The following is an 18069-nucleotide window of genomic DNA, read 5'->3' as shown; positions in this document are numbered from 1 at the left end:
GTTATTTTGTAATGGTCACCCTTTTGCCTGATATCTGAAACTTCAAATTAAGAGGGACGGTAATTCCTTCCATTGCGGTTTCCAGATCTTCATGGGTAAAACTACCAGTAAAAATAACATTTTTATCGATGGTGGATGCATCGACACTCACTTCATATTGTCGCTCTAGTTCGGCTAAGATAATATTGTATGGGGTGCTCTTAAAGATAGACTTGTGATTAACCCAACTCGGTTTTGCCGTAGCCGTCTCAAAGCGATTCAGCTTAGTACCCAAAAGACGAACGCCTTCTCCTGCACCAATCTCTATTGTAGTATTATCAGGGAAGCTAACAGCGACTCGCCCTTCAAAACAGGTCACTTCGAAAAGGCCTTCGCGATTCACTACGTTAAACACAGTTCCTAAAACACGGACCGAACCGGCCGCTGTATTAACCTCAAAACTGCTTCCTTTGGTAACGTTGAATAAAGCTTCTCCATCTAAGTCTACCTGACGGGAATATTCCCATTTATCTTCATTGTAAGTCAGACTTGTCCCTGCATTGAGTTGCACTGTGGACGCATCTGGCAGTGATACCTCTAAGCGATCTGCATTGGCTGCTGTAAGCGTAGTGGAGTTATTCGCTGTCAGATTAACAACTAACAAGCCCAAAACAACTAGCGCCGCTATTGCAGATGCAATGCGCCACGGTTTTAGTCTCTTAACCTTGGTTTGTTGTTGCTGCTTTAGGCGGAGGCGATCGTAACTTGAGCTGGCGTCAAACTCCGGTGCCCGAAAGTATTGTGCAGCTTGGGAAATTTTTTCGTAAGCACTGAAGCGCTCGTCGTCTTGCCACGCCGTGCGATCCGCTTCGCTCAAGCTATGATCTAACCACCTTAAAAACAAATTTTCCTTTTTCATATCAATTTGTCACTTATAGAACAACCATACTTGGCAAATTCCTACCCAAGTCTTACAATTCTTTAATTTCTTCTCTTAGTTTATCCAATGCTGTGTAAATGCGCTTTTCTACCGCCTTTCTGGAAATGCCCAGCATTTCTGCAATCTCCTGGTGTTTTTTTCCTTCTACTCGATTGAGCATAAAAGCAATACGCTGTCCTTCTGGCAAAGCGTTCAAGGCTTTTTCAAACCGCTGCATGAACTGCTGTTCTTCCATGACGAATTCTGGGGATTCGTTGGTGTAATGTTTGGGTTTTTGAGCCTGATATTTAAGCACCACCTTCTGATGCTTGATACTGTTTAGAGCCGCATTATTAACCACCGTAAATAAAAAGCTCTTGGCCTTAGAAAATGGCACCTGTGCACATTTTTCCCAAAGCTTCATAAAGGCCTCGTGTACTTTGTCTTCTGGGTTGATTTGTTCCCCGAATTTATAGTAACAGAAGTCGTGCAGATCTCTAGCGTGCTGCTGGTAGAGTTTTTCGTATATCTTCTCCTCGCAAACCGATTCGAATAGCTCCTTTTTCATGCAATTTTGTACTAAACCCTTGATTGTGTTTAATAAGCGGTAAATATATCAATTAATTATTGGTAGGAATTTTTCCCTTATGTTTGTTCTATTACTAATGAAGACATCCCTACGCATACCGTTTCTCCTTTTAGGAGTTTGTTTGAATCTTGTTTCTTGTCAGAAAGAAGCTCTACGTATTACTGATAATCAACAAGAGGATTCCTTTCTGGACGACGCCAATTTGGTTGGCTTGGTTCAAGGCGTAACGGCTCACGATGGCAGTCACGATAATATAGTGGACGATTCCAATTGCTTCAGTATAAATTTCCCGTACTACTGTAATGTAGATGGCGAGGTATTTCTTTACCAACAGGCAAGTGATCTGGAAGGCTTGTATTTGGCCGATGAGGTCACTCCAGTATTTCCTATCACGGTAACTTATGCAGACTACAACGAGACTCAAATAAATAACGAGGCCGAATTCCAAGCTTTGATCGCCCAATGTGCTTCTGGGGAACTCTACAACGATGCCATTCGCTGTGTAGACTTTATTTACCCTATAGAGGTGGCTATCTACGACCCGGTCACCGCCGACTTCGAAACCTTGGTTTACGATCACGACAGAGCTACCTTTAACGGTGTTGTTAGTTTGTTGGATGCTGATCTGATCGCCCAATTCCGTTATCCCTTAACGGTGGATATCCGTGACGGAGAAACCATTCAAATCAACTCAGATTCGGATCTGAAATCTATTATCAACTCCAACCTCAATTTCTGCGAATAATTATAAAATTCGCCGATTACAACCTTAACGTATTGATTATCAGTTTTTTATTTGTTTAATCTTTATCTTCAAAAGTTAAACAAAATGTTAAAGTTCTATTAATTCCGGTTTTTTTGGTAGTACTTTGCAACGTCCTGTTGTTGTATAAACAAATGTATTACACCAAAAAAAATAACATGAAAAACGTATTCAAAATTTCGCTACTTGCGCTACTAACTGTAACGCTATTTGCGTGTAACAACGACGATGACAACTCTAATCCTATCGACCCAGGAACAGATGTGACTATCGCTCAATTTGTTGCAGACAATGACGACTATTCATCTTTAGAGGCAGCTCTAGAAGCGGCTGGTCTTACAGAAACATTAAATTCCGGAGAGTTTACTGTGTTTGCTCCGAACAATGTGGCTTTTGAAGCCTTCTTGAACGCAGCTGGCTTCGCATCTTTGGACGATGTTCCTGTAGATGTGCTTACCAACATTCTATTGAACCACGTTGTAACTGGAACCAACGAATCTACAGATTTGATCACAGGATACATCAACTCCTTGGCGACAGAGGCTTCTTCTGGAGCTAATTTGAGTTTGTTTGTAAACACCGCCGGTGGGGTTCAGATCAACGGAGTATCTACTGTTACCACTGCAGATATCGAAGCTAGCAACGGGGTAATTCACGCCGTAGACGCTGTGATTGGTATTGCAGATGTAACCACACAAGCCTTAGCCAACCCTAACTTCTCTATCCTAGTAGAGGCGCTAATCGCTGCTTCGGACACAGACTTGGACTATGTAGCCTTGTTGTCTGGATCTGCTAATGCGCCATTTACTGTATTCGCACCGACCAACGAAGCATTTGTTGATCTGTTGAATGCATTAGGATTCGCTTCTTTGGACGATGTACCACAAGACGCGCTTCGCACAATTTTAAATTACCACGTATTGGCATCTGCTAATGTGCGCTCTTCGGATCTAGAAGACGGACAGACGCCAACTACTTTCGAAGGAACTACCATTGAGATCGACCTAGAGTCAGGAGCTCAAGTGATCGATGCCACTGGAGTAGCTTCTAACATCATTGTAGTTGATGTTCAAACAGGAAACGGAGTTATCCACGCCATAGACAAGGTACTGTTGCCTTCTGCTATCGCATCCGCAGTAACTCCAACGCTAACTGGTTTAGCTTATACCAACCCTGATCTTACCAGCTTATACGCTGCGCTAAAGATCACAGGATTGGATGCTGCTCTTGCCGATACAGCTGCAGAGTTCACTGTATTTGCACCAACCAACGATTCATTTGCAGCCTTTTTGGATGCAGCCGGATTCAGCAGTATAGACGAAGTACCAGTAGACGTATTGACACAAGTGGTGCTTAACCACGCTATCGCTGGAGCGCTTTTCGCAGGAGATCTTACTACTTCTTACGGAAACACACTAGCCACTTACGGAGATTCTAGTAACAACTTAAGTATCTACATCAACACCGATTCTGGTGTTACGCTAAACGGACAGTCTAATGTGGTATTGCCAGATGTGCCTGCCGCTAATGGTGTTGCTCACGTAGTTGACGCAGTTATAGGATTGCCAACAGTAGTGACCTTTGCCGTTGCAGATCCAACCTTTGCTACTTTGGTGGCAGCTTTGACTCGCGACGATCAGCCAGATTACGTTAGCGTACTATCTACCGGTTTAGGTGTAGATCCTGCTCCATTTACTGTTTTTGCTCCTACTAATGATGCCTTTGGCGATCTTTTGGTGGAGCTAGGAGTAGCTAGTTTAGATGATATTGACGGCGCAACTTTGACAGCGACTTTGAACACACACGTGATCGCTGGAGCAAATGTACGCGCAGAAGACTTAGTGAGCGGTACTGTAGGTACGCTCGGAGCAGATATAGAGATCGATGCTACCAACGCAACCATTACCGATTTGAATGGTCGTGTGAGTAACATCATCGTAACGAATGTGCAGGCAGCGAATGGTGTTGTTCACGCAATAGATAAAGTAATTTTACCTGAGCTGTAACTGTTCATATTTTAATTGTTTAGTTAGTTGATGAAAGCCGTCTCTACCACACTTCTGAAGGTAGGGGCGGTTTTTTTATAGCCCTTTCTAAGCAACCTTTTAGTGTTTCGCGTACTAGAGAGTAAAACCTAGTTATGAAGCACTATTTCTTTTTTCTGACTTTTCTTTTTTGCGTCGGATGTATCAATGAACCCCTAGAGATCGATGCAGTTGCTCAGGGAGATCTTATTGAGGAATCATCAGAACTGTTTCAATTTTTAGCGCAGATTACCGAAGATGAATCAGAACCTACCAGTGTTACCTGTATCGATTTTGTGTATCCCTTTATCGTTTATCAATACGACGAATTCGATGAGTACGTTTCTGCTACTCGTGTGGGGAACGACTACCAGTTTTGGCAATTTTTGATAGGCATACCAGAGGAAAATTCCGTAGGAATTAGTTTCCCAATACAGGCCACCTTAGAAGACGGGACACTCTTTGAGATCAACAGTGCTGACGAACTAGCCCAAAGCATACAGGGCTGTATACAAGAGATCCAGCAAGAGGTCTTGGGTGGGGTAAGTCAAGCATTTCAGCAATGCGGATGGGAAGTACGTGCCCCAGAAGGCCTAGATCCAGATCAGTTCGAGTACAGCGTGTTTGAAGTGACACCAAGTGGAGGTGTTGTTTTCTATGATGCTGGGGTTGGCTCTCCAGGAACCTGGATCTTCTATTTCATTGCCAACCAATTGCATATGAATATCAATCTAGATGGTGTGAATGAAACCATAGATGAAACCTGGAATAAAGACTGGATAGTTACAGGATTCACAGAGAATAACCTACAGATCACCCAAGATGATGCTACCTATGTGCTCAATAAGATCTGTGAACCAGAGATTTATTGCACCACCTTGTTCTTTGAAGAATGTGCAATTATTGACGGAGATCCTACGCCGCCCTATACCGCGAATTTCATCTTCGAGAATTACAGTCGTTGCATTGGTCTTATCACCGAGAAGCCACAGGAGAACGGATACAGCTTTGCCTATTTTGAGACCGAAGCCGATGCAGAAGCTAATGTGAACGCCTTGCCGCAAGACGGTTACCTAAATATCGAGAATGCCCAAACGATCTACGTACGGATTACAGACCCGACTGATGTGGAGTTCGAGTTGGTGGAGATCACCATTTTGGCCTCGTTATGTGAATGATTTTTTAAGAATCAGCCAAAGGAAAAGACGACCCATAGAGGTCGTCTTTTTGCGTTCTAAGGGCTTGTCCATCTTTAGGCAAAAATGTAACTTTGCGCTTTACCAATTTTAGCGATGTTTGATAATTTAAGTGATAAGTTAGATAAAGCCTTACACGTTCTCAAAGGGCATGGTCAGATTACCGAAGTTAACGTGGCCGAAACCCTCAAGGAAGTGCGTCGTGCGCTTTTAGATGCCGATGTTAACTACAAGATCGCCAAGGAGTTTACCAATACGGTAAAAGAGAAAGCCTTGGGTCAGAATGTATTGACCACTTTGCAGCCTGGCCAGTTAATGGTCAAATTGGTAAAAGATGAGCTTACCGAGCTTATGGGTGGCGATGCTGCTGGAGTTAATCTCGGGGGGAATCCGTCGGTGATTCTCATGTCCGGATTACAGGGTAGTGGTAAAACGACCTTTTCCGGAAAGCTTGCCAACTATTTAAAGAGTAAAAAATCCAAGAAACCATTATTGGTAGCTTGCGACGTATATCGTCCTGCAGCGATAGATCAGTTGCACGTAGTTGGAGATCAGATAGGGGTGGAGGTGTATTCAGACCGAGACAACAATGATCCTGTAGCTATAGCAACTGCGGCAATTGCTCACGCTAAATCTAACGGACACAATGTGGTTATTGTCGATACGGCAGGTCGTTTGGCTGTAGACGAGGAGATGATGACCGAGATCGCTAATATTCACGCAGCGATCAAACCAGAGGAAACCTTGTTCGTGGTAGATTCCATGACAGGTCAAGATGCCGTGAACACGGCCAAGGCCTTTAACGACCGCTTGAATTTTGACGGGGTTATCTTAACCAAGCTAGACGGTGATACTCGTGGTGGAGCTGCTATCTCTATTAAGAGTGTTGTGAACAAGCCGATCAAGTTTATCGGTACCGGAGAAAAGATGGAGGCCATTGATGTGTTCTATCCTTCACGTATGGCAGACCGTATCTTGGGGATGGGAGACGTAGTGTCTTTGGTAGAACGCGCTCAGGAGCAGTTCGATGAAGAAGAGGCGCGCAAGTTGCAAAAGAAGATCGCCAAGAATCAATTCGGTTTTGACGATTTCTTAAAGCAGATCCAGCAGGTTAAGAAAATGGGGAACATGAAAGACCTTATTGGAATGATCCCAGGTGCTGGAAAGGCCTTAAAGGGAGTGGATATAGACGATGATGCCTTTAAGCATATAGAAGCGATCATTCACTCTATGACCCCAGAAGAGCGCTCAAATCCTTCGCTGATAAACGCCAGTCGTAAAAAACGCATCGGTAAAGGTTCTGGTACTTCCGTACAGCAAGTGAACCAGCTGCTCAAGCAGTTCAATCAGATGAGTAAGATGATGAAAATGATGCAAGGCGGAGGCGGCCGAAAAATGATGCAAATGCTGGGTAAACAGCGCTAGGTGAGCATTATTTTTGGAGTGTTTGCAAGCAAATATTCAACGAAAGCGCTGGCTTTCGTCACTAAATACTAAATACTAGCTACAAAATACTAGCAATTATGATACTACTAGACGGACGCAAGTGCAGTAACGAGATCAAAGAAGAGATCAAAGAGCAAGTAGATGCTCTCAAGGCCAAAGGCCAAAAAGTACCGCACCTAGCAGCTGTCTTAGTAGGAAACGACGGAGCCTCGCTCACTTATGTAGGCAGTAAGGTTCGAGCTTGTGAACGCGTAGGATTCGAATCTACCTTGATCCGTTTGGACCAGGAGACCTCCGAAGAGGTTTTACTTAAGACAATAGATAATCTCAACAACGACGACGAGATAGATGGTTTTATTGTACAGCTTCCCTTACCAAAACACATCGATGAAGAAAAGGTCTTACTGGCTGTAGATCCTGACAAAGATGTAGACGGTTTCCACCCGACCAATTTTGGGCGTATGGCCTTGGATATGGAGAGTTTTATTCCAGCCACACCATTTGGCATCATGGAACTGCTCCGCAGAAATGAAGTTGACACCCAAGGGAAACACACTGTGATCATAGGTCGCAGTCATATTGTAGGCCGGCCAATGAGTATCTTGATGAGCCGCAAGGGAAATCCTGGAAACTCAACGGTAACCTTGACACACTCTAGAACTAAGAACATCGAAGAGTACATCAAAGCGGCAGACATTGTGATCTCGGCTTTAGGGGTGCCTGAGTTCGTAAAGGCCGATATGGTAAAAGAAGGTGCAGTAGTGATCGATGTGGGTATCACTCGTGTTCCAGACGAATCTCAGCCGAAAGGGTATGTAATTAAGGGTGATGTAGAGTTTGAAGGTGTAAGTGCCAAGGCTTCGCATATCACTCCAGTTCCTGGTGGAGTAGGGCCTATGACCATTGCAATGTTGTTGCAAAACACGCTTTTGGCCCGAGCTAGAAAAGCTTAATCGTTACCATTCTTGGTGAGGTAATTGATACTGACTGTCGCCAATTCACTATTTGGATATTTGGAGAAATACTTAGGGTCGCTTTGCAGCCCCAAGCGATCTATTACGGAATGGAAAACCTCTAGCTCCACAATGAACTGATCAGAAAATCCGTGAGTAGCATCGTAAGCCGTAGCTGCTGTCTTTCCTATATTCTTAGCCGTAATGATTGGGTCCAAGGTGTGTAATTCGATCACCAATAACCCAAACTTCTCAATATAGGGCAGCCAGTCTTCTAAGTGTTCGTACAAATTCTGTTCTACGGCACTGTTGCTAAGTTTTTCTCCGCGATGCGCATAGGCTCCCGTAGATTTGCTTTGGATCTCAGGGTTTCTTTTAGGGGCTGACCACGGACGGTTGTGATCTAAAAAGGTACGCACATTCAACAGATCTGAAAGCTTAATGTCGTAACTGGCTTGTATGTCTTTTTCTAAGGTTTCCGGGTCTGCAATATCACCCCAAATGACCTTAGCCCAAATATCTGCTTTGATGAGGTTGGCGCGGGTAACTTTTAAAGCTGCCTTATTGAAATCCACTCCAACTAAGAACAAAGGGTATTCTTCTAGCATTTGACCCCGACGGGTGCGTTGTTCAATAACGTCGAATAAATGGATCAAGAAGGCTCCATTACCGCAGCCCATATCTAAAATTCCCTTGGGTTGCTGAGCAATAGGCTTGTTAAAGAGCTCAATGATTATCTCGTCTATCTTTTTAAAATAGGCCGAGTGCGCACCGCCGCTTCCCCAGACATTCATCTCCCTGTTCACGTGTATCTCTGGCGTGTTGGGCATATCGCTGCGCAAAAGTGCAGCGTTTCCGAACAAGAGATCGTCCATGCGTCTAAAGGTCGGCAGATAAGAAACTGTTACCCCATATGCCGTAGATCGGCGAGCAAAGAAGAGTCCTTTATTGGTGAATTTGTAATGGTCGTTCTGTTTGCTAAACCAACCGATATGGGTCAAATAATCAAGGATCTTGCTAAAGTTCTCCGGGTCTTCATGGAACTCATCCGCTCCAAAAGAGGCCTCCATAAAATACTTGTGAAACATACCATCCATACCCAACATCACCGTTATAGGGCCAATTAACAAGCCTTCTATATGCAGTTTTATTTGGGTGTCAATTTCTTGTTCCAGATCCGATTTACCATTACCGTCGTAATCTCCTTTCTCATATCGATTAAAGATCCGATTCAGATTAGCAATGGTGTCTAGGTCAAAACTTCTCGGGTGGAATTCTTCTGCGGATTGGGTAAAGTTAACCACATCACTATAGCGGTCACAGGCTTCAAAAGCATAGGAGCTCTGCTGGTTGGTGGTCAAGTATATTTCTTCAGTTTCAGTGTCTAAATTGTAGTCGAGCCAACCTTGTGAAGCCAGCACGCGTAAAGCCACATTCAAATAACCTGCATTGCCTTGAACCTTTTGGTTGAGTGCTGTCAAAGTGGTGCTTTGCAGCGCAAGCAATTCTTTTAAAACGTCTTTAGTGTATAAGGAATAAGCTACAGGAGCGGTGACAATTCCATCCAAATGACGGAACAAATTGCTGCGGTAAAGTCGTTTCTCTTCTGCAGATAACATAATGGCGTATTTCTAGTAAATATACAGAAATACGCTACTGTCTATGCTTAGCGATACGTTAATCTACTGCAAAAAGCTGCTCGATATTTTTAAAGGCCTTGAATTCCAGCGCGTTTCCGGCAGGATCTAAAAAGAACATGGTGGCTTGCTCTCCAGCCTCCCCTTTAAAGCGAATGTAAGGCTCGATGATAAATTCGATCCCTCGCTTTTGCAGAGCTTTTGACAAGCTTTCAAAATCTTCCATGGTCAGTATAACGCCAAAGTGCGGTACAGGAACCGCTTTACCGTCTACTGCGTTGGTGTGCAGATCTTCTGCGGATTTTTCCTTGTAGTGGATCACTAACTGATGTCCGTAGAAATCAAAATCTACCCAGTGATCGCTGCTACGACCTTCTAAGCAGCCTAGAACATCGCGATAAAAACTGCGACACTCTTCTAAATTATGCACTGGAATTGCCAGGTGAAAGGGGCGAATCGCGCTCATTATTCCTCAGCTTTTTCTTTTTGGTCCCAGCTCACCATCATGAATTTGAACTTAGCAGTTTCGGGAATCTGCGTGGCCTCTATCTTGTTCGAAGTGTAGCGCAGACTCTCTGGCAACTGATCTTTATCGATCACTACATAAACATCAGTCTCGTTTAGGTTAACAACTACCGAACTCAATGTAGAGTAGATATCTGCCACGGTATAATTCTCCTTGATGGTCTTGTAGGTGCCGTCTGCGGTAAGTCCTTTTTCGGTCTTAAAGCGAGGATCTACAATTCGAATGGTCTGTATGGTATTGGTGTCTGCCTTTGGCGCATGTGGGGTAAGCACCAAAAGTAGGCTTCCGGCCTTGTCGTAGATCTCAACATCTCCTCCTGCTACGATTTGGTCTTCTGTTACGGCGATCTTCACCACAGAATCCAATGCAAACACAGAATCGAGCTCTTTGACCTGTACCGTTTTACTCAGATTACCAACTTGCCCTTGCTCAATGAGGAAAGGGTCTTTTTCGTTATTACAACTTACTACCGTCAATGCTGCAGCGGCGGCAGCTAGCCAAAATTTACGCATGTGCTATTGTTTAATTACTTGATTAATTTTCCTAAAATTCCGAGTACCGAACGGATCACAGTTGGGCTTGTTAAGACCTTGACAACCGGATTCTGTCTGCTAGAGCGTCTGCTACTAGAGCTTCTGCGGCTACTCGATCTACTGGTCTCTTTTTTTTCTTTTTCAGCTTTGGCGCGTGTTTCTTCACGCTCGGCAACTTCGATTTTCTTGTTGAGCAGCTCGTAGGCGCTTTCGCGGTCGATCTCCTCGTTGTATTTTTTTATGAGCTTGGAATTGTCTATCAATTCTTTCAACTCGTCGTCTTCTAGAACATCCATACGACTCATAGGCGCGCGAAGCATGGTCGCAGCCAATGGTGTAGGAACCCCTTTTTCGTTAAGGGCGGTAACTAAGGCTTCTCCAATTCCTAAAGAGGTCAATACCTCGTCTGTTTTGTAATAATCGGAGAGCGGGTAGTTCTCTGCGGTGAGTTTTATGGCCTTTCTGTCTTTGGCGGTAAAAGCACGTAGTGCGTGTTGGATCTTAAGTCCCAATTGACTCAATACGGCTTCTGGTACATCGGTTGGGTTCTGGGTCACAAAGTAAAGTCCAACACCTTTAGAACGAATCAATTTCACTATGGATTCAATTTGATCCAAAAGCGCTTCACTGGCTTCTTTGAAAATTAGATGCGCCTCGTCGATAAAGATCACCAATTCCGGGCGGCCGCTATCTCCTTGTTCTGGGAAGGTGGAATAGATCTCTGCCAAAAGCGAGAGCATAAAGGTAGAGAAGAGCTTTGGGCGATCTTGGATGTCTGTCAAACGAACCACATTGATATAGCCCATTCCATTGTCATCTACACGCAATAAGTCGTCCGTGTCGAAAGATTTCTCTCCAAAGAAAAGATCTCCCCCTTGCTGTTCCAGTTCTACTACGCGTCTTAGAATTGCTCCGGTAGATGCTGGCGAAATTCTGCCGTATTCATCGGCAAATTCCTTTTTACCTTCATTGGTGGAGTATTGCAGGATCTTTTTAAAATCCTTAAGGTCTAAGAGCGGCAGTTTGTTGTCGTCGCAATATTTAAAGATGATGGAGATGATCCCGGCTTGGGTTTCTGATACATTCAGAATTCTTGAAAGCAGCACAGGGCCGAACTCACTTACTGTTGCACGAAGACGCACTCCGTCTTGCTCCGATAGCGATAAGATCTCTACAGGAAACTTTTTAGCTTCGAACGGGAAACCTATCTTCTGGTGACGCTCGTCGATCTTTGGGTGCCCGGGACTTGGTTGGGCAATTCCCGATAGGTCTCCTTTCATATCCATGAGCAACACAGGCACGCCGTGAGCGGAGAGGTTCTCTGCTACTATCTGTAAGGTCTTTGTTTTTCCGGTACCGGTTGCTCCCGCGATAAGACCGTGTCTGTTCATGGTCTTTAACGGAATTTTGACTAAAGCGTTGGTCACTGTTTCGTCATTGAGCATTCCTGCGCCCAGGGTAATATACTCTCCCTTGCAGGCATAACCTTTGTTGATGTGATCAAAGAATTCCTGAGTCTGACTCATGCTGATGGATTTTGTCGTAAAAATAGGAATTGTCCTTTAGGAACTGAAATAATTACTACCTTAATACAATACATTAGCCGTTAAGACATGAAATCATACCCTTTAGCGTTTGTGCTGCTTATGAGCCTGTTGGTTTTTAGCTGCCGATTCGCCTCCGAAGAAACACCTAATACACCAACACCAACAACTGCTCCAGAGCCTAGTCAAGTAAAACCTGAATTCCATGCGTCGCATTTGGAAAGTAGACAAAACACACCTTTTAGCGATGCCGTGCAAGTAGGTAACACCTTCTACCTTTCCGGACAAATTGGTCGCGACCACACTGCCGGTAAATTGGTTGATGGAGGAATAGAGCCGGAGACCCGTCAGACCTTAGAAAACATAAAAGCGGTGCTAAATCACCACGGTTTGGAAATGCAAGATGTGGTCAAGGCTATGGTGGTGCTGGACGATATTGAAGACTTTGCTGCCTTCAATGCAATTTATACCAGTTATTTTCCGCAGCGACCTGCGCGTACCACCTTTGCGGCAGAGGCGCTTGCGGCAGGAGCAAAAATAGAGATCGAGGTCGTTGCAGTTAAAAGCGAATAAATAAGGCTAGTTGCCGGGCAATGCATATCTTTGCCGCCTGTGGATCCGCAAGTAAAAAAAGATGTAGACCTAGGCATACAGTTGCCGCTTATGGAAGCCTTTTACACCATTCAAGGTGAGGGCTTTCACAAGGGAACTGCGGCCTATTTTGTTCGGATTGGTGGCTGTGATGTTGGCTGCCATTGGTGCGATGTAAAGGAGAGTTGGAACGCCGAGCTACATCCACCCACTCGAACAGAAGATATTGTCTCAGAAGCGCTTAAACACAGCGATACGGTTGTTGTAACTGGTGGTGAGCCACTAACTTGGAACATGGAGCCGCTCACATCAGCCTTAAAAGAACGCGGTGCCAAAGTTCATATTGAAACTTCTGGGGCTTATGACTTGACCGGTCAGTGGGATTGGATCTGTTTGTCTCCGAAGAAAGTAAAACTACCCCTAGAGCCTATTTACAAAGAGGCCGACGAACTCAAGGTGATCGTCTATAACAAACACGATCTGCAGTTTGCAGAAGAGCAAGCTGCCAAGGTAGGGGAGCAGTGTATCTTGTACTTACAACCCGAATGGAGTGTGCGTGACAAGGTCATGCCGCTCATTGTGGATTATGTGATGGCCAACCCTAAATGGAAGGTATCGCTACAGACCCATAAATATTTGAATATCCCTTAAAATCAAAGCATAAAAAAACACCGCCTCAAGCGGTGTTTTGTTTTTTTAAGGAAAGGTGACCTTAGGCCTTTTTAAAAGGTACAGTCACGCGAACTTTGTCCCACCCCATATGTAGGTCAACACCTCCGTCACCTTCTGTGAAGAGCATGCTAAACGCTTCTACAGAGTCGTCTGCCATGCTGGCTGGAACTTGTGCACGAGCCACATCGTTGTCTTCTTTGTAGAAATAAGCTCCCCAAGCGTTGAGGTCGCTGTTAATGATAACCGTCCACTCATTGTCACCAGGAATCGTAAATAGTGAATAGGTCCCAGCTGGAATCTTCTTGCCGTCTAGAGTCATATCTACGTAGAAAGTGATCTCTGCGCATTCGTTGGCCCCAGTTCTCCAAACTTCTCCATTAGGAGCCAATTTGGCTAGGCTGCGCCCTTTTAGCTGCGGACGGCTGTATTGTACTTTAACTAGTTTGTTTGCTTCGCGGTAGTTGTCCGGATAAGAAGCCACGTCCATAGGTGACTTGTCCAGACCTTTAAATTCTTGTGCATTTAGATTGCCGGCAGCCAGAATTACAAGGCTAAAAGCAAGACCTTTAAGGATAGATTTTAATTTCATCATTTTTGGTTTTATGTTAATATTTTGGATCGCTTAATAAAGTGTTAGTCACAAAAATATCTAAAACTTACCGGGCAATTCAAGATTTTAAGAATCTTTAGGATTTGGTCGCCTCTCCACAGCGGATTTACCCCACCCAAAAAAGGGTGTTTTCTTCACAATTTTTTGTTAATAACTTAAGGGTCTAAAAGTGCTCGAAATACTAGATTTTACAGTGGTTTTCGTTATATTTGTGAGTCTTACAAAATCACACAAAAAATCAGCTAACTTTTATGAGTGACGAGCAGAATAAAAAAGGGTATGGTGCAGACAGTATCCAGGCCCTTGAAGGCATGGAGCACGTTCGAAAAAGACCCTCCATGTACATTGGAGATGTCGGGGTTCGAGGACTGCATCATTTGGTATACGAAGTTGTCGATAACTCCATCGATGAGGCGCTTGCAGGCCATTGTGATACCATCGGAGTTTGGATCAACGAAGACAACTCCATAACAGTACAAGATAACGGACGGGGTATTCCTGTCGATATACATAAAAAAGAAGGTGTTTCTGCCCTAGAAGTGGTAATGACCAAGATCGGTGCCGGAGGTAAGTTCGACAAGGACTCCTACAAGGTATCTGGAGGTTTGCACGGAGTGGGGGTGAGTTGTGTTAACGCACTCTCAGAGCACTTAAAAGCTACTGTTTACCGCGATGGTAAAGTTTGGGAGCAAGAATACGAGCGCGGAAAGACCTTGTATCCGGTAAAATCTGTTGGAACTACAGATCAAAGAGGTACCATTGTGACCTTTAAGCCAGATCCTATGATCTTTACTCAGGTATTGGTCTACAATTACGATACATTGGCAAGTCGTCTGCGCGAGTTGGCTTTCTTGAACAAGGGAATCACCATTACCATTACCGACCGTCGTCATAAAGACGAAGAGGGCAATGAGATCACTGAGATCTTCCACAGCACAGAAGGGCTTAAAGAGTTCATCAAGTATTTAGACGATACGCGTGAACCTATCATAGCAGATGTTATCTCCATGGAAGGCGAAAAGAACGGAACTCCTGTTGAGGTGGCCATGATCTATAACACTTCCTTTAACGAGAACCTTCATTCTTATGTAAACAATATCAACACCCATGAGGGTGGAACGCATCTTTCAGGTTTTAGACGTGGATTGACCACTACCTTAAAGAAATATGCCGATGCCTCTGGAATGTTAGACAAATTGAAGTTTGAAATTTCTGGGGATGATTTCCGTGAAGGATTAACGGCTATAGTCTCTGTAAAGGTATCTGAGCCTCAGTTCGAAGGACAGACTAAAACCAAACTCGGTAACCGTGAGGTAACCTCTGCGGTTTCTCAGGCGGTCTCTGAGATGTTAGAGAACTATTTGGAAGAAAACCCTCAAGATGCTAAGACCATCGTTCAGAAGGTTATCCTAGCGGCTCAGGCTCGTCATGCGGCACGTAAAGCTCGCGAGATGGTGCAGCGTAAAACGGTTATGAGCGGAGGAGGACTTCCTGGAAAGCTTTCTGACTGTTCGGAACAAGATCCAGAAAAATGCGAAGTATTCCTCGTGGAGGGAGACTCTGCAGGGGGAACAGCTAAACAAGGTCGTGACCGTAACTTCCAAGCTATTTTGCCACTTCGTGGTAAGATCTTGAATGTGGAAAAGGCCATGCAGCACAAGGTGTTCGAGAACGAAGAGATCCGCAACATCTTTACTGCTCTTGGGGTAACTATTGGAACCGAAGAGGACAGTAAAGCCTTGAACTTAGAAAAACTGCGTTACCACAAGATCGTGATCATGTGTGATGCGGATGTGGATGGTAGTCACATTGCTACCTTGATCTTGACCTTCTTCTTCCGTTATATGCGTGATCTGATCGAGGCAGGACACGTATACATAGCAACACCACCACTATACTTGGTGAAAAAAGGAGCTAAAAAATCCTATGCTTGGAATGATAAAGAACGCGACCAAATTGTAGAAAGTTTTGGAGGATCTGCAACTATTCAGCGCTATAAGGGTCTTGGAGAGATGAACGCAGAACAGCTTTGGGATACTACTATGAATCCAGAGTTCAGAACTTTGCGCCAGGTTACCATAGACAACGGAACCGAGGCAGATCGTATCTTCTCCATGCTTATGGGAGACGAGGTGCCACCGCGTCGCGAGTTTATCGAGAAGAATGCAGTTTATGCGAACATCGATGCCTAAACTCCATCAGCAATAAAAAAGAAAACACCCCACAGCGGGTGTTTTTTTATGCCCAAATTTAAATGCAATTCAGCCTGCTTTTTGGAATTTGAAAGATTCGCAAAAGGGTTTTGCTTGAATATTAGGTTAAGGTGCTGCTACAAACTGCATTATTTCGTAATTTTGCACAAAATTTAATACCTAATAAAAATAAATACTATGAAAGTTACTGTTGTAGGAGCTGGAGCTGTAGGAGCGAGTTGCGCGGAGTACATTGCCATTAAGGATTTTGCTTCGGAAGTTGTTCTGTTAGACATCAAAGAAGGATATGCAGAAGGAAAGGCCATGGACTTGATGCAAACGGCTTCCCTTAACGGATTTGATACCCGTATTGTTGGAACCACAAACGACTATACCAAAACGGCTAACAGTGATATCGTAGTGATCACCTCTGGTATTCCACGTAAACCTGGAATGACTCGCGAAGAGCTTATCGGAATCAACGCTGGGATTGTAAAGTCAGTATCTGCTGCGCTTATTGAGCAATCTCCAAACGCAATTATGATCGTGGTGAGTAACCCAATGGATACCATGACCTATTTGACTCATAAAACTACTGGGCTGCCTAAGCACCGTATTATCGGAATGGGTGGAGCTCTAGACAGCGCGCGTTTCAAGTATCGTTTGGCAGAGGCTTTAGGAGCACCAATTAGCGATGTGGACGGTATGGTTATCGGAGGACACAGTGACAAAGGAATGGTGCCGCTAACCCGTTTGGCGACTCGTAATTCTGTTCCAGTAGGCGAATTCATCTCAGACGAACGTCTAGACCAAGTAAAAGAAGATACTAAAGTAGGTGGTGCTACCTTGACCAAGCTTTTAGGAACTTCTGCCTGGTACGCGCCAGGAGCAGCCGTAAGCGCTTTGGTACAAGCTATTGCTTGCGACCAGAAGAAGATCTTTCCATGTTCTGCTTTGTTAGAAGGAGAGTTTGGATTGAACGACCTATGTATCGGAGTGCCTGTAGTATTGGGTAGAAAAGGTATTGAGAAGATCGTAGAGATCGACTTGTCTGATGCTGAGAAAGCACACTTGCAAGAAAGTGCTGCTGGAGTACAGAAAACCAACGGTTTGCTGGAGCTATAATCGCTCTTTGATATAAAAAATTGAAGCCGCCTTCGGGTGGCTTTTTTTATGGTTTAAACCGACTTGGAATCGCTTTGATTTTCAATTGGGTAGTCGCTTTTAAAAACCCTAAGAATCCTTTATATTTGGCGCATGAATTCAAAATGGTTATACGGAGCGCTCTTTGTACTGCTAGTTTCGCTAGGAGTACAAATGGATCGTAACTTGCTATCTCAGCAAGAGATCGCGCTTCAGTTTACCGAACATGGATTCACCCAAGAGAACGCCCAGCAAGCCATTGCAGAAGTTAAATCTCAGCTTCAAAAGGCAGGTGCGAACAACATTCAACTGCTAGAAATAGGAGCCGGTGAGCTTAAGATCACTTATTCCAGTAACTTAAGCGTTGCTCAGATCCAACAGTTGCTTGCCGATGCAGGTCTTGCCTCACATCAGCCTTTGGATGCGCCGCAGACGCCCGAGCGGGATGTGTTGTCAGTCTATCAGTTAGACGTCTATGAGTTACATGAAACTGGAACAGACCTAGACATTGAAGGCGCTCCTGTAGTAGAGTTCCAGGTCAAAGAGCATTTAACGGTTCCAGCCACTGCTGGATTCTTGGTTTATGCTGAGTTTGAGCTGTCTGCTTTTCCTAAAGTAACCAAGGCTCAGATCAGTGCTGCTAATACCCAATTAAATTCACGCCACGCATACTTACTTCCTGAAGTGCGTGCAGGACCAATGGTTTAGGGAATATTTTGGATTGGCATGAAGGAGTGTCGGTCCTATTCCCA

General features: G+C 44.4%; 17 protein-coding genes. 10 read left to right on the top strand and 7 right to left on the bottom strand.

The annotated features are described in order from the left end of the window. Position 1: 1 nt before the first annotated feature. Both AC0J2F_RS03980 and AC0J2F_RS03975 read right to left on the bottom strand, forming a co-directional pair. The gene (locus tag AC0J2F_RS03980) at positions 2 to 898 is read right to left on the bottom strand and encodes a FecR family protein (protein WP_473008911.1); all 897 of its coding nucleotides are present in this window, start codon (positions 896 to 898) and stop codon (positions 2 to 4) included. Positions 899 to 950: 52 nt separating this feature from the next. After that, the gene (locus AC0J2F_RS03975) at positions 951 to 1466 is read right to left on the bottom strand and encodes an RNA polymerase sigma factor (RefSeq protein ID WP_473008910.1); all 516 of its coding nucleotides are present in this window, start codon (positions 1464 to 1466) and stop codon (positions 951 to 953) included. Positions 1467 to 1563: 97 nt separating this feature from the next. Here AC0J2F_RS03975 and AC0J2F_RS03970 point away from each other — a divergent pair, with 97 nt between their 5' ends. The 5 genes from AC0J2F_RS03970 to AC0J2F_RS03950 all read left to right on the top strand — a co-directional run bounded on the left by AC0J2F_RS03970 (position 1564) and on the right by AC0J2F_RS03950 (position 7869). Next, a complete protein-coding gene (locus AC0J2F_RS03970; protein WP_473008908.1) occupies positions 1564 to 2232 on the top strand; it encodes a hypothetical protein in 669 nt (222 codons plus the stop codon). A gap of 176 nt (positions 2233 to 2408) precedes the next feature. Further along, entirely contained in the window at positions 2409 to 4256 is a 1848-nt protein-coding gene (locus tag AC0J2F_RS03965; RefSeq protein WP_473008906.1) for a fasciclin domain-containing protein, read from the top strand. A 134-nt stretch (positions 4257 to 4390) separates the two neighbouring features. Further along, the gene (locus AC0J2F_RS03960; protein WP_473008904.1) at positions 4391 to 5452 is read left to right on the top strand and encodes a hypothetical protein; all 1062 of its coding nucleotides are present in this window, start codon (positions 4391 to 4393) and stop codon (positions 5450 to 5452) included. Between the two features lie 114 nt (positions 5453 to 5566). Then, the gene (gene ffh / locus AC0J2F_RS03955) at positions 5567 to 6895 is read left to right on the top strand and encodes a signal recognition particle protein (RefSeq protein ID WP_473008903.1); all 1329 of its coding nucleotides are present in this window, start codon (positions 5567 to 5569) and stop codon (positions 6893 to 6895) included. A gap of 98 nt (positions 6896 to 6993) precedes the next feature. Further along, positions 6994 to 7869, top strand: a complete 876-nt coding sequence (locus AC0J2F_RS03950) for a bifunctional 5,10-methylenetetrahydrofolate dehydrogenase/5,10-methenyltetrahydrofolate cyclohydrolase (protein ID WP_473008901.1) — start codon at positions 6994 to 6996, stop codon at positions 7867 to 7869. Here AC0J2F_RS03950 and AC0J2F_RS03945 read toward each other — a convergent pair. The 4 genes from AC0J2F_RS03945 to AC0J2F_RS03930 are packed head-to-tail and all read right to left on the bottom strand — an operon-like array spanning position 7866 to position 12091. Further along, positions 7866 to 9488, bottom strand: a complete 1623-nt coding sequence (locus AC0J2F_RS03945; protein WP_473008900.1) for a class I SAM-dependent methyltransferase — start codon at positions 9486 to 9488, stop codon at positions 7866 to 7868. The two genes, AC0J2F_RS03950 and AC0J2F_RS03945, sit on opposite strands and share 4 nt — an antisense overlap. A 58-nt stretch (positions 9489 to 9546) precedes the next feature. Next, complete coding sequence (locus tag AC0J2F_RS03940; RefSeq protein WP_473008899.1) at positions 9547 to 9972, bottom strand: VOC family protein; 426 nt, start codon at positions 9970 to 9972, stop codon at positions 9547 to 9549. Beyond that, positions 9972 to 10544, bottom strand: coding sequence for a hypothetical protein (locus AC0J2F_RS03935; protein ID WP_473008897.1), 573 nt, complete (start codon positions 10542 to 10544; stop codon positions 9972 to 9974). The genes AC0J2F_RS03940 and AC0J2F_RS03935 overlap by 1 nt, the downstream gene beginning before the upstream one ends. A 14-nt stretch (positions 10545 to 10558) precedes the next feature. After that, positions 10559 to 12091, bottom strand: a complete 1533-nt coding sequence (locus AC0J2F_RS03930) for a helicase HerA-like domain-containing protein (RefSeq protein ID WP_473008896.1) — start codon at positions 12089 to 12091, stop codon at positions 10559 to 10561. An 87-nt stretch (positions 12092 to 12178) separates the two neighbouring features. Between AC0J2F_RS03930 and AC0J2F_RS03925 the strand changes: the two genes are divergently transcribed. After that, a complete protein-coding gene (locus AC0J2F_RS03925) occupies positions 12179 to 12682 on the top strand; it encodes a RidA family protein (protein WP_473008895.1) in 504 nt (167 codons plus the stop codon). A gap of 90 nt (positions 12683 to 12772) precedes the next feature. Further along, positions 12773 to 13351: a 7-carboxy-7-deazaguanine synthase QueE gene (locus AC0J2F_RS03920; protein ID WP_473009363.1), complete on the top strand. Its 579-nt coding sequence runs from the start codon at positions 12773 to 12775 to the stop codon at positions 13349 to 13351. Between the two features lie 61 nt (positions 13352 to 13412). On the opposite strand, the gene AC0J2F_RS03915 is transcribed toward AC0J2F_RS03920, so the two are convergent. Next, on the bottom strand, positions 13413 to 13964 hold the full coding sequence (locus AC0J2F_RS03915; RefSeq protein ID WP_473008893.1) for a DUF2911 domain-containing protein: 552 nt from the start codon (positions 13962 to 13964) through the stop codon (positions 13413 to 13415). Between the two features lie 269 nt (positions 13965 to 14233). On the opposite strand from AC0J2F_RS03915, the gene gyrB reads away from it, so the two are divergent. The 3 genes from gyrB (at position 14234) to AC0J2F_RS03900 (ending at position 18025) form a co-directional block, all read left to right on the top strand. Next, the gene (gyrB, locus tag AC0J2F_RS03910) at positions 14234 to 16174 is read left to right on the top strand and encodes a DNA topoisomerase (ATP-hydrolyzing) subunit B (RefSeq protein WP_473008891.1); all 1941 of its coding nucleotides are present in this window, start codon (positions 14234 to 14236) and stop codon (positions 16172 to 16174) included. Positions 16175 to 16372: 198 nt separating this feature from the next. Beyond that, positions 16373 to 17299, top strand: coding sequence for a malate dehydrogenase (gene mdh / locus AC0J2F_RS03905; RefSeq protein WP_473008890.1), 927 nt, complete (start codon positions 16373 to 16375; stop codon positions 17297 to 17299). Positions 17300 to 17431: 132 nt separating this feature from the next. After that, on the top strand, positions 17432 to 18025 hold the full coding sequence (locus AC0J2F_RS03900) for a hypothetical protein (protein WP_473008888.1): 594 nt from the start codon (positions 17432 to 17434) through the stop codon (positions 18023 to 18025). The last annotated feature ends 44 nt before the right edge of the window (positions 18026 to 18069 follow it).

Source organism: Gilvibacter sp. CC01, assembly GCF_055755295.1.
This window is presented reverse-complemented; position numbering and strand designations above follow the sequence as displayed.